Genomic DNA, 22,569 nt, shown 5'->3' with positions numbered 1-22,569 from the left:
CACGGCAGGGCCGGGCGTTCAGACCGTGCCGTCGTTCTCCAGGCTCTTGACCAGCACGGCCGCCTGCGTGCGGCTGTAGCACTCCAGCTTCTTGAGAATGGCCGTCACATGCACCTTGACGGTGTTCTCGGCCAGCCCCAGCTCGTGGGCGATCTGTTTGTTGAGCAGGCCATCGGCCAGGCACAGCAGCACGCGGAACTGCTGGGGTGTGAGCTGGGCCAGCCGCGCGGCCAGCGCGGCGTCGGCCTCGGAGCGCTCGGCGGCCATGGGCGGGAACCAGCTGCCGCCGTCCAGCACTTCCTGCAGGGCCGTGCCTATGGCCTCGGCCGGCGCCGATTTCGGAATGAAGCCCGCGGCACCGAACTGCTGCGCACGGCGGATCACGCGCGGGTGGTCGTTGGACGAAATCACCACCACCGGAACATCGGGGTACTCGCCGCGCACATGCAGCAGCGCCGAAAAGCCGCGCGCCCCTGGCATGGCCAGGTCCAGCAGCACCAGCTCGATCTCGGGGTGCTGCTGCAGCGCCGCGCCCAGCGTGGCGGCGCTTGCGGCTTCCAGCACGGCGAACTGCGGCAGGGCCTCGCGCAGCACATGGATCACCGCAGCGCGGAACAGCGGGTGGTCATCGGCAACGAGCAGGGTGGATTCGGACATGGGCGCGAGTCTGACACGTCTGGAAGCACATGCCCGGCTCATGGGACCCAGGCCTGGCCCATGGCCGGGTTGCAAGCTGGCACGCTGTTTGCAATCAGTTGCAGCCAAAGGCCTGGCAACAGGCACAAATCCCCCGCCCAACCGACGAACAAGGAGCCCTGAATTGACCTTTGAGCCCTCTTGCAACGACCTGCTGCACAGCCCTGGTGCCCCGGCCCCATCCCAGTGCACGGCAGTGTTCAAGCCGCGAGAGTGCAAAACACAAATTAAGTTTCGTCATAACTGTGTCAAAGACACCACTTTCTGGCCGGTGCAATGGCTGGGATGCGTTGTAATACGCGGCTTAGCCAGTCAAGACTGCCTTGCACACAGGCCGCAAAGACGTGCCGACGCCAGCCCGCCCCTGATGCGAAAACGCCACTGTCCCAGGTTTGCCACGTAGCCCAGCCCGGGCGATTGGTTCATCGTCTGCCCCGGTCACAGCACTGGCCACCCGTTTCCACTCTCCAACAATGAAAGACTCCTCAACATGAAACGTTCCTTCATCGCACTGGCCGCTGCACTGGCCTGCGCCGGCGCTGCACACGCCCAAAGCTCGGTCCAGCTGACTGGCCTGGTGGACGCCTATGCCGGCTCCATGCGCATGGCTGGCGACGCCAGCGGCAAGGGTGTCGTGGGTTCGGGCGGCATGACCACCTCCTGGTGGGGCATGAAGGGCCAGGAAGACCTGGGCGGCGGCCTGAAGGTCGATTTCCAGCTGACGGCCTTCATGCGTGTGGACACTGGCAGCCCCGGCCGTTTCGATGGTGACCCGTACTTCTCGCGCGATGCCAACGTCGGCCTGTCCGGCGGCTTCGGCACGGTGCGCCTGGGCCGCGGCATGGCGCCCAACTTCCTGCCCACCATCCTGACCAACCCCTTCGGCGACTCCTTCACCATCTCCCCGCTGGTGCTGCACGCCAACGTGGGCACGACAGCCTGGGGCTCGGCCAACCTGACCACGCCGTCCGACACCGGCTGGAGCAACCAGGTCGTCTACACCACGCCCAAGTTCGGCGGCCTGCAGGCCAACGTCCACTACCAGTTCGGTGAAAAGGGCGGCGATTCCGGCAAGAAGAACATCGGCGTGAACGCCATGTACTTCGGCGGCCCCCTGAGCCTGGTGGCCTTCTACGAGCGCGCCCAGATCAGCAACCCCGTGAGCCTGGCCGTGATGCCCACCAAGACCGACTGGATGCTGGGCGGCACCTACAACTTCGAAGTGGCCAAGCTGTACGCAACCTACGGCCAGGCCAAGGTCAAGGATCTGGACCGCAAGAACAGCACCTACTCGCTGGGCCTGGACGTGCCCGTGACCAGCGCCGGCACCATCAAGGCAGCCCTGGCCCGCACCAAGGCCGAAATCGGCGCCGTGGACTCCACGCGCACCACGGCCAGCCTGGGCTACGACCACTACCTGTCCAAGCGCACCGACGTGTACACCGTGCTGATGCACGACCGCATCACGGACCTGAAGTCGGGCACCAGCCTGATCGCGGGTATCCGCCACCGTTTCTAAGGCGACGCCTGGCCTGCCAGCACGGGCCAGGGACTTACGTCCCGAACTTTCAGCGAGGCTCTGCCTCGCTTTTTTTTCGGCCTCTTGAAAGTCGATAGAAATTTTCTCTCAGTACTTTTTTACAAACGTCAAGAGAGAAAGCGATTGTCCGACAGCCGCGCTGCGCAATCCGGTGTGCAATGGAGTCCAGGCCCAGCCCAATGCTCTGCCTGCGCTGCCAGACAGGAGGTCCACCATGCGCAGACCCAGCCCCTTCGGACGTCATCCCTTCATCGCCTTCACCGCCACGGTCGTGCTTGCCGTAGCCGCCAGCGTTGCCACCTTCTGGCTGGACAGCGCCGCCCCGGCCGCAGACACCTTGCTGCAAAAAGACCCGGGCGCCCTGCTGTCGTCGATGTAAGCCCTGCAAACGCCTGCAAATGCCTGCCCAGCGCCATCCCTTTCGGACTGGCGCTGTTTTCATTTGCCGGCCGATGTGCCCCCACCGCTGGCCGTCTTCTCCAGCAGCGACAGCCTGCGCCTGACGGCCTGGGCCTTGTCCACCTCGCCCGCTTGGTCATGGGCCCTGGCCTGCAGCAGCAGCCAGGCCATCACCGCCCGGCGCCAGCCTTGCGCCGAGGCGGTTTCGGCACCCAGCTCCAGCAACTGCGGCTGTGCCGCACCCGCCCGCAAGGCCGCGCCGGCCGCCACCAGCCGGGGCAGCGGCTCCTTGATGGCGCTCACGGCGGCCAGCGCCGACGCAGACCCGCCCAGCAGCGCCTGTGCCACGGGGCGCTGTAGTTCTGGCAATAGCGCAATGTCCTCGGGCCGGGGCCTGCCTTGCAAATAGCGCGCATAGGCGGCCTCGGCCGGTGCAGCGTCAAGCGCCAGCGCCTGGTAGCCGGGGCAGTCGTCCCATTCCAGACTGGCCACCTGGGCCGCGCAGCGCATCAGCTCCAGACGCGCGGCCAGGTCGGTGCGGCCCGTGGCGGCCACCTCGGCGCGGGCTTTGTCCCATTCCATGGCCTGCACGCGCTGGCGGCCTTCCAGGTAGGTGGTGGATGCGCGCTGGGACGCAGATTCGGCATTCAGCGCCCAGTCCGGCGCGGGCGGGCGGCTGCTGCAGCCGGCCAGCACCAGGGTCAGCACGGCGCCGGCGGCGGCATGGCGCGCCAGGAGGGTCGCGGCAGAAAGTTTCTTGGCGGCAGCACTCATGGCAGCTTCAACTCCGGTTGATGGGCAAACGGCCACTTGCGCTGCAGGTCGGCCAGCACGCCTTCCAGGCGGCGCAGGTTGCCCTCCACCTCGGCGCGCAGGGCACCCAGGTCGGCCGTGGCCTCGCGCGCATTGGAGCCCACGGCCTGGGCCTCGGCCAGCACGGCGTCCACCTTGCCCAGCGTGCGGCGCGTATCGGCCAGCAGGCCGTTGAGCTGCACCACGGTGGAACGCACCTCGGGCATGACGCCGCCGGCGTCGAACACCTGGCTGTCGGCCCGCGCCACCATGCGCTCCATGCGGGCCAGCGTGGCGTTGGCGCGGTCCAGCAGGGCCGTGACCTTGCGCGCCTCCTGCTCGCTGCCCATGACCACTCCCAGCACGCCGCCCGGCCCCTGGGCCCGGCCGGCCAGGCCGCGCAGCTCGGTCAGCGACCCGCCCAGAGCCGAGTCCGGCGCGGTGAGCTGGGCGATGTTGCCCAGCACTTCCTTGGCCGTGGACATGATCTGCGGCAGCTCGGCCGTGGCATCGCCGCGCAGCACGGGGCGCACGGCCTCGTCGGGCAGCGGCGGATCGCTGAGGATGCCGCTGTAGGCCTTGATGGTGGTGCCGCCCACCAGTCCCTTGACCAGGGTGAAGACGCTGGACTCGCGCAGCCAGTGCGCGTCCTTGCGCGGCACGTCGATGAGGATGCGCACATTGCCGTCCTCGGCCAGCTCGATGCGGCGCACGCGCCCGATCGGAAAGCCCGAGAAGGTCATGTCCATGCCCACGCTCACGCCCTCGGAGTCGTCGGCCGTGAGCACCAGGCGCTGCGTGGCGTCGAACACGCCGCGCGAGTACAGCAGGTACAGGGCCGATCCAAGAATCAGCACCAGCGTGAACAGCAGCAGGCCCGCGGCCTTGGCGCGCAGGTGCGCCACGGGCTTGAGGGCCTCGATTTCCTCGCCGTCCCAGGGGTCTGGCGGCGTGCGCCGCGTATCGGTCATGGCATTCCTTGTTCTGGCACGGGCCTTGCCGTGCATGTGGGGTTCGTGGAGTTCAGCGGGCGTGCTCAGTAATAGTTGCCCATGAGCGAGATCACCTCGATCACCAGCAGCACGGCAAACATGCGCGCAAAGCCGCCCAGCGCCGCGCCGCCCAGCCGGTGGCGCCGCAGCGGCGCATACAGGCCCGAGGCCATGGGCATGATGGCCACGGTGAGGCTGAAGAACCAGGTCTTGAGCACGAAGACCAGGGTCACGGCCGGCGTGAAGATCTGGCCGAAGATGCGCGTATAGCCGGGCAGGCCCGCCAGCGTGAAGCCATAGACACTCAGGTAGACGGTGACCAGGGCCACCACGCAGCTGAGCACGGCCAGCGTGACCGAGGCAAACACGCCACCGGCGGCGCGCGGCACCAGGGCCATGCGCAGCGGATCGGAGCCGCGCTCCTGCCAGGCCTGGAGCTGGCCCCGCGCGCGCAGTTGCGCAATCAGCGTGCCATTGGGAATGGTGCAGCGCATGGCCACGAACAGCGCGGCCGTCAGCGGGATCAGCTCGATCACCAGCACACGCACCACCATCTCCAGCGCATAGCGCGACAGCCCATAGCTCAGCGCCGTGACGATGACGATGCGCGTGATCACCGCGCACAGCAGCGCCGCAAGCGCCGTGAATCCCAGCAGGATGGGGCCGGTCTGCACATAGATCTGGTGCGCCATGGCACGCCGTGCACCGCGCCGGTAGCTGGAAGGGGACATGGCCAGCACCAGCAGCACGGCGCCCAGGTAGACGCTGCGCCACCAGGCCAGCGCATGGTCGCGCAGCGCCGCCCAGATGCGGTCGGGAAGGGACAGGGCTGCGTGGCTGAGGCTCATCGGGCGATGATAGCGAGCCGTACCGGGACGGTCCGTCGGACGCCGGCGCAAGACAGGCAGCTGCGGACGGCGCTACACATGGCGCTTGGCGCCGGAGCTGCCCAGGGCGGGTGCCAGCGGTTCGTCGGCCTGGGCGTGCAAGGCCTCGATCAGATGGCAGTAGCTGTCCGACCCGTCGCACTGGCTGCGCAGCTGCATCAGCTCATGCTCCAGCGCGCGCAGCTCGGCCAGGCGCTCGCGCACATGGCCCAGGTGCGCATCCAGGGTTTCGTTGGCGGCCACGCAGTCGGCCTTGCTGGCGCCGTCCAGCGCCAGCAGGGTGCGGACCTCGTCCAGCGACATGTCCATGGCGCGGCACAGGCGGATGAAGCGCAGCCGGTGCACATCGCTGTCGCTGTACAGCCGGTACTGGTTGTCCTCGCGCACGCCTGCACTGAGCAGCCTTTCCTTCTCGTAGTAGCGGATGTTGGCGGCGGCCACGCCGGAACGCTTGGCCGCCTCGCCGATGCGCCAGCGCGCAGATTCATGCTGTGACATGCTTGACCTTGAAGTGACTTCACCGTTTCCAATGCTCGCATGAACTCCAATCGCCTGCCAAGCCCTCAGGGCAACGAGGCCCTGAAAGCCTCCCCTGCCCTTTCCAAGCCCGCCTCGACTTCGCCGTCTTCCGCCTGCGGCACCGATTGCTGCGCGCCCTTCACCATCACCCAGCCCACGCCGGCCCGCAAGAAGGCCCAAGGCCACTCGCATGCGCATGGCGAGGGCCATGGCCACGACCACGCCCATGACCATGACCATGACCATGACCATGAACACGGTCACGACGAGAGCGATCCCCATGCCGGCCACGACCACAGCGTGCTGCCCGGCTGGCCGCGCATCACGGCCGCGCTGATTGCAGCCGTGCTGGCCGAAGCCGCCCACTGGTTCAGCGGTGCCCAGGGCGGCGTGCCGGCCCTGCAATACGGCGGCATGGCCGTGGCCGTGCTGGCCATTGCCCTGTCGGGCCTGGGCGTCTACAAGGCCGGCATCCGCGACGTGCTGCGCCTGAAGCTGGGCATCCACGCGCTGATGGCCATTGCCGTCACGGGTGCCTTCGCCATCGGCCAGTGGCCCGAGGCCGCCATGGTCATGGCCCTGTACGCCGCGGCCGAGCGCATCGAGGACCAGGCCATGGACCGGGCGCGCAATGCCATCCGCAGCCTGCTGCAGATGGCGCCCGAGACGGCCGACGTGCTCCAGCCCGACGGCAGCGTGCAGCGCGTGGCCGCCGCCGACGTGGCGCTGGACGCCACCGTGCGCGTGGCCCCCGGCGCGCGCGTGCCGCTGGACGGCGTGGTCCTGCGCGGCCAAAGCTCGGTCAACCAGGCGCCCATCACCGGAGAAAGCGCCCTGGCCGACAAGGCCCCGGGCGACGAGCTCTACGCCGGCAGCATCAACCAGGATGGCGAGCTGCAGATGCGCGTCACCTCGGCGGCCAATGACAGCCTGATTGCGCGCATCGTCCATGCCGTGGAGCAGGCCCAGGCCTCCAAGGCGCCCACCCAGCGCTTCGTCGATCGCTTTGCCGCCGTCTACACGCCCATCGTGCTGGTGCTGGCCATTGCGCTGGCGGTGCTGGCACCGCTGGTCATGGACTGGAGCTGGCATGACGCGGCCTACCAGGCGCTGGCCCTGCTGGTCATCTCCTGCCCCTGCGCCCTCGTGCTGTCCACCCCCGTCACCGTGGTCAGCGCGCTCACGGCGGCTGCACGCCGCGGCCTGCTGATCAAGGGCGGCCAGGCGCTGGAATCGGCCCGCAAGCTGCGCGCCATTGCCCTGGACAAGACCGGCACGCTGACCACGGGCAGCCCCAAGCTGGTCGAATGGAAATCCTGGAGCGAAGAAGACGCGGCCCAGGACTCCAGCCAGCCCGCCGCATACGCCCTGGCCCTGGCCGGCCGCTCGGACCACCCGGTCTCGCGCGCCATTGCTTCCGGCCTCCAGGCCGATGCCGCCGTGGCCGCCGATGCCGCACGGGCCTCGGTCAGCAAGCTGCTGGCCCTGCCCGGCCGTGGCGTGCAGGCCGAGATCGACGGCCAGCTCTGGACCCTGGCCAACCTGCGCTGGGTGCAGGAGCAAGGCTGGGACAGCGCCGCGCTGCGTGCCAGCCTGGCCACCCATGAGGCCCAAGGCCGCACCGTGACCCTGCTGGCCGACAGCAGCGGCGTGCGGGCCCTGTTCGCCGTGGCCGACCCGCTGCGGCCCCAGGCCCGCGAGGCCGTGGCACGCCTGCAAGCCCTGGGCGTGCAGCCCGTGGTGCTCAGCGGCGACAACACGGCCACCGTGCGCTCCATCGCTGCCGAAGCCGGCATCCAGGATGCGCGCGGCGGCCTGCTGCCCCAGGACAAGCTCGACGCACTGGCCGAGCTGCAGCGCACCCGCGGCCCCACCGCCATGACGGGCGACGGCATCAACGACGCACCGGCCCTGGCCCAGGCCGACATCGGCTTTGCCATGGGCGGCATGCACAGCACGGGCATGGCCATGGAAACCGCCGACGTGGTGCTGATGAACGACGACCTGCGCCGCCTGCCCGAGGTGGTGGAACTGTCGCGCAGCGCCCACGCCGTGCTCTGGCAGAACATCGCCCTGTCTTTGGGCGTCAAGCTGGTGTTCTTCGCACTGGCCCTGGCCGGCAACGCCAGCATGTGGCTGGCTGTGCTGGCGGACATGGGTGTGAGCCTTCTGGTGGTCGCCAACGGCCTGCGGCTGCGCCGCTGGGGCAGCGACAGGGAGGCGGCATGACCGACGCCCAGCGCCGCGCCGCCTTCACCCACCTGCTGCACAGCTTCCGTTCAAGCCAGGACCAGGCGCCCGCACAGCGCTGGCTGCTGCTGGAGGCCAGCCATGTGCTGGGCCAGCAGCTGCTGGGCCTGCACTGGCGATCCCACTGCTGGATGCTGCGCCATGCGCTGCAGCTGCGCGATGGCGGGGAGGTGGCAGGCCAGTTGCTGCGCTTGGCCCTGGTGCCTGCAGGCCACCTGCTGGACTGGCTGCCGCGCGGCAACACAGGCCGCGCCACGGTGCCGGCCACCCTGCCCATGGACATGCCGCCCGCCGTATCGGCCCTGATCGCCGAGGCCCTGCGCGCCACGCGCCGCCCGCCCGGGCGAAGGGCCCGCACCTGAGGAACTTCGCAGCACCGTCCGGTATCATCCATGCCTATGCGCCGCCCCTTGTCCATTGTCCTGGTCTTGCTGCTGGTCCTTCGTGGCCTGCTGGGCGACGCCATGGCCATGGGGGCTGCGCCGGTCATGTCGGCCCTGGCGCCGGCAGCCGCATCTGCGCCAGCGTTGGCTCCGGCGTCGGCACTCCACCACCACGCGCCCGAAATCGCGCGGGAAGTCGCGCTGGAAATCACGCAATCGCCGGACAGCCCTGAGCAGCATCACGCGGCGCACGCCGCAGATCACGGCCCGGATCACGCATCACACGCCGAGCACAGTGCAGCCTGCGCTCCCCAGGCCGGTGGCCCTGCGGGCGGCAGCTGCGGCGAACATGAACATGGGCCCAGCTGCACCCTGTGCGGCATCTGCCATTCGGCCCTTTTCACTCCTGGCCAGATCGGTTCGGACGGCGCAGCGCCGTCCGCCGCACTGCGCCCCCAAGGCAGCGCGCGCTTTGCCAGCGCGGCCAAGCTGCAGGCCATCAAGCCACCCATTTCCTGAAGCCTGACGCCCGAAGTGCGTCCGCGCCATCCCTGCCGCCCCTCCATGGGCAGCCCGCTTGCGGGCATGGCGGGGCGTCTGGCCGCGGATGCGTTGTCCGTTTCGCATTCAGGAGAACACCATGCGCCGAGCGCATTTTCTCGTCCCCCTTATCCAATTCGGGCTGGCGGCCCTTGCCGTCTCCAGCCCCGCTGCATGGGCCCAGGTCCATGACGGCAGCCTCCCCCCGGCCTCTTCCTCCGCAGGCCTGACCGGCGCCATCGATCCGGCTGCGGCCAGCCTGCCGCTGCGCCATGCCGCGCTGCCGGCCAGTGGCGCCGTGGAAACCGAGCTGACCGACTGGCGCCAGGCCAATGCGGCCGTGGCCGAGTTTCCCAACGGCCATATGGACATCCTGCGCTGGGAAGCCGCCCAGGGCGGCCGATCCACGCCTGCGCCGTCCCCGCACGGCTCTCACATGCAGCACGGAGGCCGGCCATGAAGCGCACCCTCTTCGCCCCCACCCGGCTGGTCGGCGCCATGGCTGCCGTGCTGGCCCTGGCCGGCTGCGCCAGCATCTCGCCCGACGGCCTGCGCGGCGCGGTCCAATCCCATACCGCCAGCCGCCTGCCGGACGGCGCCCAGCTGCCGCCAACCGATCTGCAGGCCCGCGACGCGGCGCAGCAGCGCATCGACGAGTGGCTGCGCCAGCCGCTGGACATGGACCAGTCCGTGCGCATCGCACTGCTCAACAACCCCGGCCTGCAGGCGCGCCTGGCGCAACTGGGCGTGCAGGATGCCGAACGCGTTCAGGCCCTGACCCTGCCCAACCCCACGCTGGCCCTGGGCCGCATGGTCAACAGCGACGAGCGCGAGATCGAGCGCCAGCTGAGCTTTGGCCTGGTCAGCCTGATCACCCTGCCCTGGCGCAGCCGCTGGCAGGGCATGCAGATGGAACAGGCCACCCTGACCGCCGCGCAGGATGTGCTGCGGCTGGCCGCCGACACGCGCCGCGCCTGGCTGCGCGCCGTGGCCGCACGCCAGCAGCTGGCGTCCAGCGAGCGCATGCACGAAGCGGCCGAGGCCGGGGCCGAGCTGGCGCGGCGCATGGCCCGCGTGGGCAACTTCAGCCGGCTGCAGCAGGCACGCGAGCTCAGCATCCAGCAGGACACCGCAGCCCAGCTGGCGCGTGCGCGCCTGGCCGCCACGGCAGAGCATGAGCAACTGGCCCGTCTGATGGGCCTGTGGGGACGGCGCATCGATTTCAAGCTGCCCGACCAGCTGCCCGCCATCCCGCAGGCCGCCACGCAGTTGCGCTCCGGGGACGATGTCGAAGCCACCGCGCTGCGCGAGCGCCTGGACCTGCGCGCCCTGCGCCGCGACCTGGACCAGTTGGCCGAGCGCCGTGGCTGGGCACGCCTGGGCGCCATGTTCGGCGACATCGGCCTGGGCTACAACCGCAACACCGCTACGGACCGGGCCACCGGCCACAGCGATGTGACACGCGGCTGGGAGATCGACCTGCCCCTGCCGCTGTTCGACTGGGGTGGCGCCGCCAGCGGCCGCGCGCGCGCCGAGGTCCAGCGCAGCGCGGCCCAGCTGCAGCAAGGCGCCATCCAGGCGCGGGCCGAGGCGCGCAGCAGCTGGATGCGCTACCGCACGGCCTGGGACCTGGCCCACCAGCAGCAGGCCGAGGTGCTGCCGCTGCGCCGCTTCATCCAGGACGAAACCATGCTCCGCTACAACGGCATGTTCGTCAGCGTCTGGGAGTTGCTGGCCGAGGCCCGCAACAGCGCCCAGGCCGTGGCCACCGCCACCGACGCCCAGCGCGACTTCTGGCTGGCCGACACCGACCTGCAGCTGGCTCTGGCCGGAACCTCGCCAGGCACGGTCGAGGCCGCATCCAGCGCCGCCGCACCCACTCCCACGAACACAGCGAGCCACTGACATGAACCGCCGCAACTTCTTCACCGGCGCGGCCGTGGCCGCCGTCTCCAGCGCCGCCGTCAGCCGCGTGGCCCTGGCCGCCCTGCCCGAGGCAGCGACCCAGTCCTCGGCCGAAACCGCCGCCCCGCTGGCACCGCCCAACGGCCGCCCCTACCGCCCCGTGGTCACGCTCAACGGCTGGACCACGCCCTGGCGCATGAACGCAGGTGTCAAGGAATTCCACCTGGTGGCCGAGCCCGTGGTGCGCGAGGTGGCACCGGGCTTCTTCGTCAACATGTGGGGCTACAACGGCCAGAGCCCCGGCCCCACCATCGAGGTCGTGGAAGGCGACAAGGTCCGCATCTTCGTGACCAACCGCCTGCCCGAGCACACCACCGTGCACTGGCACGGCCAGCGCCTGCCCAACGGCATGGACGGCGTGGGCGGCGTGACCCAGCCGCACATCCCGCCCGGCAAGACCTTCGTCTACGAGTTCACGGCGCGCCGCCCCGGCACCTTCATGTACCACCCGCATGCCGACGAGATGGTGCAGATGGCCATGGGCATGATGGGGCTGTGGATCACGCATCCGAAGGCGGCGCATCCGCAGATCGCCGAGGTCCAGCGCGACTACGCCTTCCTGCTGTCGGCCTACGACGTGGAGCCCGGCTCCATGACGCCGCGCGTGGCCGAGATGACGGACTTCAACATCTGGACCTTCAACAGCCGGGTGTTCCCCGCCATCAGCCCCGTCGTCGCCAGGCGCGGCGACCGCGTGCGCCTGCGCGTGGGCAACCTGACCATGACCAACCACCCCATCCACGTGCATGGCCACGAATTCGAGGTCACGGGCACCGACGGCGGCCCCGTGCCCCGGTCCGCGCGCTGGCCCGAGGTGACCACCGACGTGGCCGTGGGCCAGATGCGCCAGGTGGAGCTCATCGCCGACGAGCTGGGCGACTGGGCCCTGCACTGCCACAAGAGCCACCACACCATGGGCGCCATGGGTCATGACACGCCGACCATGATCGGCGTGGACCACCGGGGCCTGGTCGGCAAGATCCAGAAGATCGTGCCCGACTACATGGTCATGGGCGAGCGCGGCATGGGCGACATGGCCTCCATGGAAATGCCCCTGCCCGATAACACCTTTCCGATGATGACCGGCACGGGCCCCTTCGGCCCCATCGAGATGGGCGGCATGTTCACCACCCTCAAGGTGCGTGAGCAGCTGGGCGCCAACGACTACGGCGACCCGGGCTGGTTCACCCACCCCAAGGGCAGCGTGGCCTATGAATGGAAGGGGCCGGCGGCCGAAGCCTCCGCACCGCGCCAGACCACGCCCGGCCAGTCCCCCGGCGCACCCAGCGTGCGCAAGCCCGGTGCGGGCCATGAGCACCACTGATGCCATCCAAGGAGCACCTCATGAACACCTTTGCCCTCCTCCTCGCCACCGCACTGCTCGCCGGCCCCGCTGCCGTCTTCGCCCATGGCAGCGAAGCCCACGATGACGCTCCCAAGACCGCCGCGGTCAAGGAGCAAAAGCCCTGGGGCATTGCCGGCGATGCCTCGGCCGCCCGGCGCACCATCACCCTGGACATGAGCGACAACATGCGCTTCACGCCAGAGCGCATCAGCGTCAAGCGCGGCGAGACGGTGCGCCTGCGCGTGGCCAACAAGGGCCAGGTCATGCACGAGATCGTGCTGGGCACGCCGGCCTCGCTGGACGAGCACGCGCAGATGATGCTCAAGTTCCCCACCATGGAGCACGGCGAGCCCTACATGGCCCATGTCTCGCCCGGCAAATCCGGCGACCTGGTCTGGAATTTCAACCGCGAAGGCAGCTTCGACTTTGCCTGCCTCATCCCCGGCCACTACCAGGCCGGAATGCGCGGAACCATCACGGTGACGCAATGAGCGCGCCACTTCTTCCCCCCTTCAGGAGCACCCCATGAAACATGAACGCATGGCATCCGCCCACCCGCGCCGCAGTGCGCTGCGCCGCATGGCCCTGGCCTGCACGGCATTCGCCGCCCCTTCGCTGTGGGCGGCCGCACCCATGGCGCCCAAAGAAGCGCCCAGCACCCGCATCCCCGTCGAGGTCTGGAAGGACCCCAACTGCGGCTGCTGCCAGGACTGGGTGGTGCACATGGAGCAAAACGGCTTTGCCGTCACCGTGCACGACACCGGCAACAGCGCCGTGCGCGCCAGGCTGGGCATTCCGGCGCGCCTGGGCTCCTGCCACACGGCCCTGGTCGAAGGCTATGCGCTCGAAGGCCATGTGCCTGCGGCCGACGTGCACAAGCTGCTCAAGCAAAAGCCCAAGGCGCTGGGAATTGCCGTGCCCGGCATGCCCGTGGGCAGCCCCGGCATGGACGGCCCCGAGTACGGCGGCCGCAAGGACCCCTACGAGGTGCTGCTGATCACCAAGAACCTCATGAACAGCGACGTTTCCACCCGCACCTTCACCAGCTACCGCTGAACCCCGGAGCACACCATGCACAACACAGCCCTCCTTGTTTCCCGTACGTCCCGTACCGCACTTGCCGTGCGCCTGGCCCTTGCCGCCGCGCTGATCCCGGCCTGGGCCGGTGCCCAGGCCACGGCCCACGACCATGCGGCGCATGGCGCGCAATCTGCAGAAACCGCACCTGCCGCCGCCAGCCAGGACCTCAGCGAAGGCGAGGTCACGCGCTGGGATGCTCGCACCAGCAAGGTCACGCTGCGCCACGGCGAACTCAAGAACCTGGGCATGCCGCCCATGACCATGGTCTTCCAGCTGCGCGTGGCTGCACCCGAGCCCGCCCTCAAGGCCGGCGACAAGGTGCGCTTTCGCGCCGAGCAGGACCAGGGCGCCTTCGTGGTCACGCAGCTGGAAGTGCTGCGCTGAAGAGCGGGTGCAGGGCTGCCGTTTCGGCTAAGGTGAAGGCCTGTCCATCACCGAGCAGAGCAGCGCATGCCAAGCACCGACTCAGACCCCGGCTCCATCACCCGCGTACAGGGCATCGAGGTAGGCCACCACACCGATGCCCGCCGCCCCACGGGCTGCACCGTCGTGCTGGCACGCGGCGGCGCCGTGGGGGGCTGCGATGTGCGTGGCGCCGCCCCCGGCACGCGCGAGACGGACCTGCTGCATCCTTCCAACCTGGTGCAGCAGGTGCATGCCGTCATGCTCTCGGGCGGCAGCGCATGGGGGCTGGACGCTGCCAGCGGCGCCATGCGCTGGCTGGACGAGCAGGGCATAGGGCTGGATGTGGGCGTGGGCCGCGTGCCCATCGTGCCGGCCGCCGTGCTGTTCGACCTGGCGGTGGGCGACAGCCGCATCCGCCCGGGTGCCGATGCCGGCCATGCGGCCTGCCAAGCCGCCAGCGCCGCGCGGCCTGCCGAGGGCAATGTGGGCGCCGGCATGGGCGCCTGCGTGGGCAAGGTCTTCGGCATGGATCGCGCCATGAAGGGCGGCATCGGCACGGCCTCGCTGACCGTGCGCGGCGTCACCGTGGGCGCGCTGATCGCCTGCAATGCCGTGGGCGATGTGGTCGACCCCCACAGCGGCGCGCTGCTGGCCGGCGCGCGCAGCCCCGATGGCCGCCAGCTGCACGACACCTGCCGTGCCCTGCTGCGCGGCGAAGAGCCCCGGCCGCTGCTGGCAGGCACCAACACCACCATCGGCGTGATTGCCACCGATGCACGCATCACCAAGGTCCAGGCCCAGCGCCTGGCCGTGGTATCCCATGACGGCCTGGCACGCGCCATACGCCCCGTGCACACCATGAGCGATGGCGACACGCTGTTCGCCCTGGGCACGGGCCTGGCCGAGCACTCGCTGGGCATGCTGACCCTGTCCGCCATGGCCGCCGAGGCCGTGGCCCTGGCCACGGTGCGCGCCGTGCTGGCCGCGCAGTCGCTGACCACGGCCGAAGGGCTGGAGCTGCCCTGCGCCAGGGAGCTGGCCGCCTGCCGGCCCTGACCGGGCTCAGGCCTGCAGCGCAACCGCCCAGGCGTCGTAGCCGTAGACGCCATCGGCATTGCCACCGGCGCGCAGCCAGTTGTTGCCGCGCGAGCCGATCTGGATCTCGCTGGTGCGCTGCATGCGCATGGCCTGGTAGCGCGCCAGGACCTCGGGCACCTGCTGCGGGCCCGGGGCGGCATCCAGGTTGCGGGCCAGCACCACGGCGTCTTCGATGGCCATGCCTGCGCCCTGGGCCATGAAGGGCATCATCGGGTGGCAGGCATCGCCCAGCAGCGTGATGCGGTCCTGCGACCAGGCCGGCAGGGGATCGCGCTCGTACAGCGCAGTCTTGAGCACGCCATCGCAGGCGTCGAGCAGCGCCCGGGCGTCGGGATGGAAATCGGCGTAGAAGCCGCGCAACTCCTCGACGCTGCCGGGCGTGGTCCACGATTCCTCGTGCCAGGAATCCTGGGCCGTGGTGGCGAAGATGAAGGTGTCGCGCCCCTGGTTCAGAGGAAAGGTCACGATCTGGCTTTGCGGCGTGGCGCCCCACCATTTGGTGAAGGCCTGGATGTCGGGCACATGGCGCACGCGCTCGGTGGGCACCACCGCGCGGAAGGCCACCACACCCGTGAAGCGCGGGCTCTCGGCACCGAACAGGGCCGCGCGCACCACGGAGTGGATGCCGTCCGCGCCAATGAGTGCGTCCAGCCCGGCCACTTCGCTGCCATCGGTGAAGGCGATGTCCACGCCTTGCCCCGTCTGCGTGATCTGGCTGGCACGCTTGCCCAACTGCACCTGGTCCAGCGGAAAGGCATCGGCCAGCGCGGCCAGCAGATCGGCGCGGTGGATGGTCAACTGCGGGGCGCCGTACTTGCGCTCGGCCTCGTCACCCATGGTCAGGCGCGAGGTTTCCTCGCCCGTGTCCCAGTTGCGGCTGATGCGGTGCGTGGGCCGGGCGGCGCTGGCGCGCACGGCGGCGGCAATGTCGGCACCCAGGCCATCGAGGGCGCGCACAGCATTGGGCGTGAGGTTGATGTCCGCGCCCACGCGCAGGAACTGCCGGCTTTGCTCGAACACCAATACTTCATGCCCTGCCTGGTGCAGCGCATTGGCTGCCGCCAGTCCGCCAATGCCTGCTCCGACGATGCCTATCCTCAAACGCGCCATGATTCCTGTCTCCTGCTGGTGGGGTCTATTCGGTGATGCGCCCCGTGATCCGTAGCGCACCGATGCAGGACATTGTCTTTTTGACAGGCCTCGGGCCTCAACCTCCGCAAGGCCCGAATTGGGCACGATTCGTCCCCATCGACGCCGGCGCAGGTGCGGCAGGCGCCTCAGTCCACGCGCCGCAGCTGCCCTTGCGCCAGCAGCTTGTCGCGCATGCGGCGCGTCATGGACTGGGTGCTGCCATCGGTGGCCGTGAACAGGAACAGCGTCTGCTGCGGGCTGACCCAGGTCAGCTGGGTGCGGATGCACTGCCGGGCATTGGACAGTTCCACCCAGGTGCCCAGCGCCCAGTCTTCGGACACCACGGGAACCATCGGCGGCGGTGGCTCCTGGGGCAGCGCGGGCTCGGTGGGCATCGGGGCGGCTTCGCCACCGGCCAACGCAGCCTGCGCGGCAAGCCCCGCAAGGGCCTGCGGCGCTTGTGCAGCCGGGGTGGCCGGCAGCTCATCCTGCAGCGCCTCGGGCAGCTCCAGGTCCTGCTCGGTCAGCGCGCCGATATCGTCCACCATCGGCTGCCGCACATCGAGCGGCACCGGCAGGGAGGCCGCCACGCCAAACAACGACTGCGGCAGACGGCCCGCCAGGGAGCCGGGCGTTGTCTGGCCAAGCGTTGCCGCACCAGTGGAGGAAGACAGGGATGCCAGCACCGAGTCCGATCCGTAGATGGTCGGCGGTACGGAGTCCAGATAAATGTCCACGCTCTCTATGGGCTGGCGGACCACACCAGCATCCAGCGCATCCTGGTGCAGGCCGGCCAGGCGCGCGGCAAAGGCCTGGATTTCCTCTTCCGTACGCCCTACGCTGCGCAGGCCGGCGCGCAGCCGGGCCTGCAGCCGGGGTGCCAGCGCCACCAGGCGGTCGGTATCGCGGCCCGCGTGGGCTGACACGCTCCACAGCAGGCTGGGCACCAGGGCCAGATAGCCGCCGGGGTCCCGGGCCTCGCTGCCGTCCACGGGTTCCTGAACGCTGGCGATCACTTCGGCCCAGGGTCCCGTGGCGAATTCCAGAATGTCATCGGGCACGCCCTGGGCGCTGGGCAGGCGCCGGATGGCGGCTGCAATCTGCTCGGCCCTGGGCATGGCGGTTTCGGGCCAGCGCGGGTCCACGCCCCGCCTTTCCACATGCCTGAGCGCAGCCGAGACAGGCCCGGTCACCGTGCCGCCTTCCGGCATTTCGCCAGGACCCACGGGCTGCATGCCGCTGCCGCCCCAACCGTCGCGCAGTTGCTGCAGCACCGTGGCAAAGGCCGACGCATCGGCACGCTGCAGGGCCGCCAGCCGCATGGCGGCGGAATCGGCCACCTGCAGGAATTGACCGTAGCCCGGCGCGGATTCACTGTCGAACCACAGGCTGCGTGCCGTCAGCTCATCAAGCAGCTGGCGCGCGGGGTGGCTGCGGTCTTCAAAAAAGCGCGCGTCCTGGACCACCAGCTGCTGCAGCAGCGGCTCCAGACGGCCCACGGTGCGCTGCACGGAAGGCAGCAGGCGCGTGTCGGCTGCCATGAAACGCATCATGCGCTGCAGGGTGTGCAGCGCGGCGCCGTCGTCGGCGCGCACGCCGGGTGCGGGCTCCTGCTGCTCGGGCGGCTGCAGCGCCTGCATCAGTTGCTCCAGCTGGGCCGAGTGGTGCTGCACGGACTCCAGCGCCATGCAGCTCAGCGAAGTCCAGCCTTCGGGCAGCGCCGCCAGCACGGTGGGTGCCGTCTCGCTGCCCTGCCAGGCGGTGGTCTGCAGGCGGCTTGCGCCGTCCATGGCCGGCGCAAACTGCCCGGGCACGGAATAGGCGGATGTGTGGGCCAGCGCCAACATGGAAGAAGGCGCCGCAGCGGGCGCCTCGCGGTGCGAATCCATCCAGCGTGGATCGGACAGCAGGGCCGCCACCAGGCGCCGCGTCAGCTCATCTTCCTGGGCCTGCTGGCCAAAGGAGCCATAGGCGCGGCTCTGGGCCACGGCATCGCCATAGTGGGAAGGTGCCCGCCAGCGGCTTTGCCCCGGCAGGTCGGAATGGCGGCGTCCCGCCTCGGGCGAAGGGGCCTGTACCGGCGCCAGGCCATAGGCCGCAGGCTGCACCCCCTTGTCACGCAGGGATTGGGCGATATGGCCGTACTCGGACACCAGCAGCGCACCCAGGTGCTCGCGCATGAAGCCCAGCCAGCAGGCGGCGGAGCCGGGGTCCACCCCGGTGTCGTCGATCACGCGCTGCAGCGCCTGCACATAGCTGTGGGGCCGCAGCGGATTGCGTTCGGGCTGGACACGGTCCAGGCCCTGGACGGCGCTGACCAGGGCATCGAGCTCGGCCAGCGCGATCTCCACCTGCGGCGCCACATGCTGCAGCAGGCGCTGGTGGGCCAGCTGCGACTGCAGCACGGAGTCGTCCAGGAGGGAGAGAGAGGCGAAATCGGTGGTTCCGGGCACACCGGATGCACCGGACATGCCAGGCACAGGGGGCCAGGCCGCAGCGCCGCCGGATTGACCAAAGCATTCCAGCAGCGCCCGCCCATAGCCCTTGAGCATGGGCGCCCGGTGGCGGGCCAGCAGCTCCAGCGCCTCGGGGATTTCAGCGCGGCGCGGCAGGCCCGAGCCCGGCTGGTCGGCCTGCTCCATGGCATGCGCCGTGCGCTGCAGCAGCCGCAGGATCAGCGCCTCCGAGCCACGCACAGCCTGCACCAGGCAGGCTTGCAACGCGGCAACAGAAACGGGTGGAGGATTCATGGCCCGAAGAATACAGGCTCCAGCCCGTGCCGGAGGCGCTTTGAGGCTTGCCTTTGATGCTTACTTCAGTGCCTTGTAGCGCATGCGCTTGGGCTTGGCACCCTCCTCGCCCAGACGCTTTTTCTTATCGGCTTCGTACTCCTGGTAGTTGCCGTCGAAGTACACCCATTGCGAATCGCCTTCGGCGGCCAGGATGTGCGTGGCGATACGGTCGAGGAACCAGCGATCGTGGGAGATCACCAGCACCGTGCCCGCATACTCCAGCAGCGCATCTTCCAGCGCGCGCAGGGTTTCCACGTCCAGGTCGTTGGACGGCTCGTCCAGCAGCAGCACGTTGCCGCCCTGGATCAGCGTCTTGGCCAGGTGCAGGCGGCCGCGCTCGCCGCCGGAGAGGTTGCCGACCTTCTTTTGCTGGTCCTGGCCGTTGAAGTTGAAGCGGCCTGCGTAGGCACGCGAAGCCATCTGGAACTTGCCGACGTTGATGATGTCCAGCCCGCCCGAGATGTCTTCCCACACCGTCTTGTCGTTGGCCAGCGCGTCACGCGTCTGCTCCACATAGGCCATCTTGACCGTCTGGCCCACGATGACTTCGCCGGAGTCGGCCTGCTCGCGCCCCGCGATCAGCTTGAACAGCGTGGACTTGCCTGCACCGTTGGGGCCGATGATGCCGACGATGGCGCCAGCGGGGATGTTCATGGTCAGGTTGTCGATGAGCACGCGGTCGCCAAAGCTCTTGGTGACGTTGTTGAACTCGATGACCTGGGTGCCCAGGCGCTCGGCCACAGGAATGAAGATTTCCTGGGTTTCGTTGCGCTTTTGGTATTCGAAATCGCTCAGTTCCTCGAAGCGCGCGATACGGGCCTTGGACTTGGTCTGGCGGCCCTTGGCATTCTGGCGAACCCACTCCAGTTCCTTCTTCAGGGCCTTGGCGCGGGCTTCCTCGCCCTTTTGCTCGGACTCCAGGCGGCTTTGCTTCTGGAACAGCCATTCGGAGTAGTTGCCCTTGTAGGGAATGCCGTGGCCACGGTCCAGTTCCAGAATCCACTCGGCAGCGTTGTCCAGGAAGTAGCGATCGTGGGTGATGGCCACCACGGTGCCGGTGAAGCGGTGCAGGAATTGCTCCAGCCATTCCACGGACTCGGCGTCCAAGTGGTTGGTGGGTTCGTCAAGCAGCAGCATGTCGGGCTTGGACAGCAGCAGCTTGCACAGGGCCACGCGGCGCTTTTCGCCACCGGACAGCTTGCCGATCACGGCATCCCAGGCCGGCAGGCGCAGGGCGTCGGCAGCGATCTCCAGCTGGTGCTCGGAGTCGGTGCCGGCAGCGGCGATCTTGGCTTCGAGCTCGCCTTGCTCGGCGGCCAGCGCGTCGAAGTCGGCGTCGGGCTCGGCATAGGCGGCGTAGATTTCATCGAGGCGCGAACGGGCCGCGTTGACTTCGGCCATGGCCTCTTCCACGGCCTGGCGCACGGTGTGCTCCGCATTGAGCTGCGGCTCCTGCGGCAGGTAGCCGATGGACAGGCCCTGCATGGGCAGCGCCTCGCCTTCGAATTCCTTGTCCACCCCAGCCATGATCTTGAGCAGCGAGGACTTGCCCGAGCCGTTCAGACCCAGCACGCCGATCTTGGCGCCCGGGAAAAAGCTGAGAGAGATGTCCTTCAAGATCTGCCGCTTGGGCGGCACGGTCTTGGTGAGGTGGTTCATCGAGAAAACGTATTGAGCCATTCTGGTCCGAGTACTTGAATCGTTGATTTCTGCAAAAACCGGGCAACAAATCAGTTGCACGCCAGCCGTGATTATCCGCGCATGCGACAATACCCTGCGTCACGGGTTCCAGTTGCCCGTGACATCAGCATTCCAGCTGGGGACGATGGACGCTGTTTTCCAGGCTCCCGACATTGAACTACATCCGCCTACGACTGGTCCGGCAACCGCCCTGGTTGCCTCGACAGGCAGATACCCAGCGCCCCGGACGGGCGCATCTTTGATCACATGACATTTGAAGAACTGAATCTGGCTCCCGCCATTCTGAAGGCCGTGCTTGAGGAGGGTTACGAGAACCCGACTCCCATCCAGGCACAGGCCATCCCTGCGGTGCTCGCCGGCCACGACCTGCTGGCAGGTGCCCAGACCGGCACCGGCAAGACCGCTGCCTTCACCCTGCCCATGCTGCACCGCCTCTCGCAAGGCCAGGTGCCGCGCAACAAGTTCGGCGGCAAGGGCATCCGCGCCCTGGTGCTGACGCCCACGCGTGAACTCGCGGCACAGGTCGAGGAATCGGTGCGCAGCTACGCCAAGTACCTGGACATCAACTCCACCGTCATCTTCGGCGGCGTGGGCATGAAGCCCCAGATCGACCGCATCAAGAAGGGCGTGGACATCCTGGTCGCCACGCCGGGCCGCCTGCTGGATCTGCAGCAGCAAGGCTTCATGGACCTGTCCACCGTCGAAGTCCTGGTGCTCGACGAAGCCGACCGCATGCTGGACATGGGCTTCATCCATGACGTCAAGAAGGTGCTGGCCCTGGTGCCCAAGGACAAGCAAAGCCTGCTGTTCTCGGCCACCTTCAGCGACGAGATCCGCGACCTGGCCAACGGCCTGCTGCGCAACCCGCAGTCCATCCAGGTCACGCCCAGCAACACCACGGTCCAGCGCATCACCCAGGTGATCCACCCCGTGGGCCGCGGCAAGAAAAAGCAGGTGCTGCTGCACATCATCAACGAGAACAACTGGAGCCAGGTTCTGGTGTTCACGCGCACCAAGTTCGGCGCCAACAACGTTGCCGAATTCCTGACCAAGAACAACATCAGCGCCATGGCGCTGCACGGCAACAAGAGCCAGAGCGCCCGCACCCAGGCCCTGGCCGGCTTCAAGACCGGCGAGCTGCGCGCCCTGGTCGCCACCGACATCGCTGCACGCGGCATCGATATCGATGAGCTGCCGCACGTCGTGAACTACGAGATCCCCAACGTGTCCGAGGACTACGTGCACCGCATCGGCCGCACGGGCCGTGCCGGTCGCGAAGGCCACGCCGTCAGCCTGGTCTGCATGGACGAAGAAGGCTTCATGATGGACATCGAGCGCTTCACCAAGCAGGAAATCCCTGTGCAGGTGCTCGAAGGCTTCGGCCCTGAAGAGGACGAAGTGGCCGAACCCATCGCCATGGGCCGCCAGACCATCTGGGGCGGTGCGGGCAAGCCGCCCAGCCGTGACGTCATGCAGGCCGCCGCCAAGGCTGCGCGCCAGGAAATGATGGACCGCATCCGCACCACCAAGGCCACCCAGCCCGACCGTGGCGGCCGCGCAGGTGGCCGTGGCCAGGCTCCCAAGGCCGGCTCGGACGAAGGCCGCTCCGAAGGCAACGCTGGCGGCCAGGGCCGTGGCCGCAACCACGCCGGTGCAAGCGCCAACAACAAGCCGCGCCGCGATCGCTTCGATGGTCCGGGCAATGGCTCCGGCGCCGCCCACCGTCCCAAGGCAGCCCCCCAGAACGCCCCCAGGCGCGGCCCGCGCCCTGACGGCGAAGGCGGCGGCGGTGTCCGTCGCTTCGATGACCAACCCCCGCGCGCTGATGCCCACCTGGGCACGCAGCTGGGCCATGCACGCAGCAGCGGCCCCCGTGGCAGCGCAGGTGGCGGCCAGCCCGATCCGATGCGCACCAGCGTGGACACCATGGCCGAACGCGGCCGCCGTGGCGGCTTCAACCGCGGCGGCAATGGTGGCGGCGGCGGTGGTGGCGGCTTCGGCGGCGGTGGCCGTGGCGGCCCCTCGCGCGGCGGCTACGGTCGCTGACCTGCACC

At 69.0% G+C, this 22,569-nt stretch carries 21 protein-coding genes; 13 read left to right on the top strand and 8 right to left on the bottom strand.

What is annotated here, in order from left to right; translation table 11 throughout:
* Positions 1 to 18: 18 nt before the first annotated feature.
* Complete coding sequence (locus tag AC57B5_RS01945; RefSeq protein ID WP_034392075.1) at positions 19 to 657, bottom strand: LuxR C-terminal-related transcriptional regulator; 639 nt, start codon at positions 655 to 657, stop codon at positions 19 to 21.
* 529 nt (positions 658 to 1,186) lie between these two features.
* Here AC57B5_RS01945 and AC57B5_RS01940 point away from each other — a divergent pair.
* Both AC57B5_RS01940 and AC57B5_RS01935 read left to right on the top strand, forming a co-directional pair.
* Positions 1,187 to 2,215, top strand: a complete 1,029-nt coding sequence (locus AC57B5_RS01940) for a porin (protein WP_013803085.1) — start codon at positions 1,187 to 1,189, stop codon at positions 2,213 to 2,215.
* Between the two features lie 235 nt (positions 2,216 to 2,450).
* A complete protein-coding gene (locus AC57B5_RS01935) occupies positions 2,451 to 2,615 on the top strand; it encodes a hypothetical protein (RefSeq protein WP_013803086.1) in 165 nt (54 codons plus the stop codon).
* A gap of 59 nt (positions 2,616 to 2,674) precedes the next feature.
* On the opposite strand, the gene AC57B5_RS01930 is transcribed toward AC57B5_RS01935, so the two are convergent.
* From AC57B5_RS01930 to AC57B5_RS01915, 4 genes are all read right to left on the bottom strand, one after another.
* On the bottom strand, positions 2,675 to 3,409 hold the full coding sequence (locus AC57B5_RS01930; RefSeq protein ID WP_496398587.1) for a hypothetical protein: 735 nt from the start codon (positions 3,407 to 3,409) through the stop codon (positions 2,675 to 2,677).
* Positions 3,406 to 4,398: an MlaD family protein gene (locus AC57B5_RS01925; protein WP_013803088.1), complete on the bottom strand. Its 993-nt coding sequence runs from the start codon at positions 4,396 to 4,398 to the stop codon at positions 3,406 to 3,408. The genes AC57B5_RS01930 and AC57B5_RS01925 overlap by 4 nt, the downstream gene beginning before the upstream one ends.
* 65 nt (positions 4,399 to 4,463) lie before the next feature.
* The gene (locus AC57B5_RS01920; RefSeq protein WP_012204765.1) at positions 4,464 to 5,267 is read right to left on the bottom strand and encodes an MlaE family ABC transporter permease; all 804 of its coding nucleotides are present in this window, start codon (positions 5,265 to 5,267) and stop codon (positions 4,464 to 4,466) included.
* Positions 5,268 to 5,339: 72 nt separating this feature from the next.
* Entirely contained in the window at positions 5,340 to 5,804 is a 465-nt protein-coding gene (locus AC57B5_RS01915) for a Cd(II)/Pb(II)-responsive transcriptional regulator (RefSeq protein WP_013803089.1), read from the bottom strand.
* A gap of 39 nt (positions 5,805 to 5,843) precedes the next feature.
* Between AC57B5_RS01915 and AC57B5_RS01910 the strand changes: the two genes are divergently transcribed.
* The 10 genes from AC57B5_RS01910 to AC57B5_RS01865 all read left to right on the top strand — a co-directional run bounded on the left by AC57B5_RS01910 (position 5,844) and on the right by AC57B5_RS01865 (position 14,849).
* Positions 5,844 to 8,054, top strand: coding sequence for a heavy metal translocating P-type ATPase (locus AC57B5_RS01910; protein WP_496398586.1), 2,211 nt, complete (start codon positions 5,844 to 5,846; stop codon positions 8,052 to 8,054).
* On the top strand, positions 8,051 to 8,437 hold the full coding sequence (locus AC57B5_RS01905; protein WP_496398585.1) for a DUF3703 domain-containing protein: 387 nt from the start codon (positions 8,051 to 8,053) through the stop codon (positions 8,435 to 8,437). The genes AC57B5_RS01910 and AC57B5_RS01905 overlap by 4 nt, the downstream gene beginning before the upstream one ends.
* A gap of 48 nt (positions 8,438 to 8,485) precedes the next feature.
* Entirely contained in the window at positions 8,486 to 8,977 is a 492-nt protein-coding gene (locus AC57B5_RS01900) for a hypothetical protein (protein ID WP_428143101.1), read from the top strand.
* 121 nt (positions 8,978 to 9,098) lie between these two features.
* Positions 9,099 to 9,458, top strand: a complete 360-nt coding sequence (locus AC57B5_RS01895) for a hypothetical protein (RefSeq protein ID WP_392416112.1) — start codon at positions 9,099 to 9,101, stop codon at positions 9,456 to 9,458.
* On the top strand, positions 9,455 to 10,903 hold the full coding sequence (locus AC57B5_RS01890) for a TolC family protein (RefSeq protein WP_496398584.1): 1,449 nt from the start codon (positions 9,455 to 9,457) through the stop codon (positions 10,901 to 10,903). Before AC57B5_RS01895 ends, AC57B5_RS01890 begins: the two co-directional genes overlap by 4 nt.
* Position 10,904: 1 nt before the next feature.
* A complete protein-coding gene (locus AC57B5_RS01885) occupies positions 10,905 to 12,287 on the top strand; it encodes a multicopper oxidase family protein (protein ID WP_496398583.1) in 1,383 nt (460 codons plus the stop codon).
* 20 nt (positions 12,288 to 12,307) lie between these two features.
* Positions 12,308 to 12,799, top strand: coding sequence for a cupredoxin domain-containing protein (locus AC57B5_RS01880; RefSeq protein WP_012204757.1), 492 nt, complete (start codon positions 12,308 to 12,310; stop codon positions 12,797 to 12,799).
* 34 nt (positions 12,800 to 12,833) lie between these two features.
* Entirely contained in the window at positions 12,834 to 13,364 is a 531-nt protein-coding gene (locus AC57B5_RS01875; RefSeq protein ID WP_496398582.1) for a DUF411 domain-containing protein, read from the top strand.
* Between the two features lie 15 nt (positions 13,365 to 13,379).
* Complete coding sequence (locus AC57B5_RS01870; protein WP_013803097.1) at positions 13,380 to 13,772, top strand: copper-binding protein; 393 nt, start codon at positions 13,380 to 13,382, stop codon at positions 13,770 to 13,772.
* A 66-nt stretch (positions 13,773 to 13,838) separates the two neighbouring features.
* Positions 13,839 to 14,849, top strand: a complete 1,011-nt coding sequence (locus tag AC57B5_RS01865; protein ID WP_013803098.1) for a P1 family peptidase — start codon at positions 13,839 to 13,841, stop codon at positions 14,847 to 14,849.
* 6 nt (positions 14,850 to 14,855) lie between these two features.
* On the opposite strand, the gene AC57B5_RS01860 is transcribed toward AC57B5_RS01865, so the two are convergent.
* From AC57B5_RS01860 to ettA, 3 genes are all read right to left on the bottom strand, one after another.
* A complete protein-coding gene (locus AC57B5_RS01860; RefSeq protein ID WP_012204753.1) occupies positions 14,856 to 16,001 on the bottom strand; it encodes an FAD-dependent monooxygenase in 1,146 nt (381 codons plus the stop codon).
* Positions 16,002 to 16,168: 167 nt separating this feature from the next.
* Positions 16,169 to 18,772, bottom strand: coding sequence for a DUF1631 family protein (locus AC57B5_RS01855; RefSeq protein WP_496398581.1), 2,604 nt, complete (start codon positions 18,770 to 18,772; stop codon positions 16,169 to 16,171).
* 60 nt (positions 18,773 to 18,832) lie between these two features.
* Positions 18,833 to 20,494, bottom strand: a complete 1,662-nt coding sequence (gene ettA / locus AC57B5_RS01850) for an energy-dependent translational throttle protein EttA (protein ID WP_013803101.1) — start codon at positions 20,492 to 20,494, stop codon at positions 18,833 to 18,835.
* A 267-nt stretch (positions 20,495 to 20,761) separates the two neighbouring features.
* Between ettA and AC57B5_RS01845 the strand changes: the two genes are divergently transcribed.
* A complete protein-coding gene (locus tag AC57B5_RS01845; RefSeq protein WP_063326567.1) occupies positions 20,762 to 22,561 on the top strand; it encodes a DEAD/DEAH box helicase in 1,800 nt (599 codons plus the stop codon).
* Positions 22,562 to 22,569 lie beyond the last annotated feature (8 nt).

The sequence above is a fragment of the Delftia sp. BGA-UO-ETr-SB1 genome (assembly GCF_059567865.1).
This window is presented reverse-complemented; position numbering and strand designations above follow the sequence as displayed.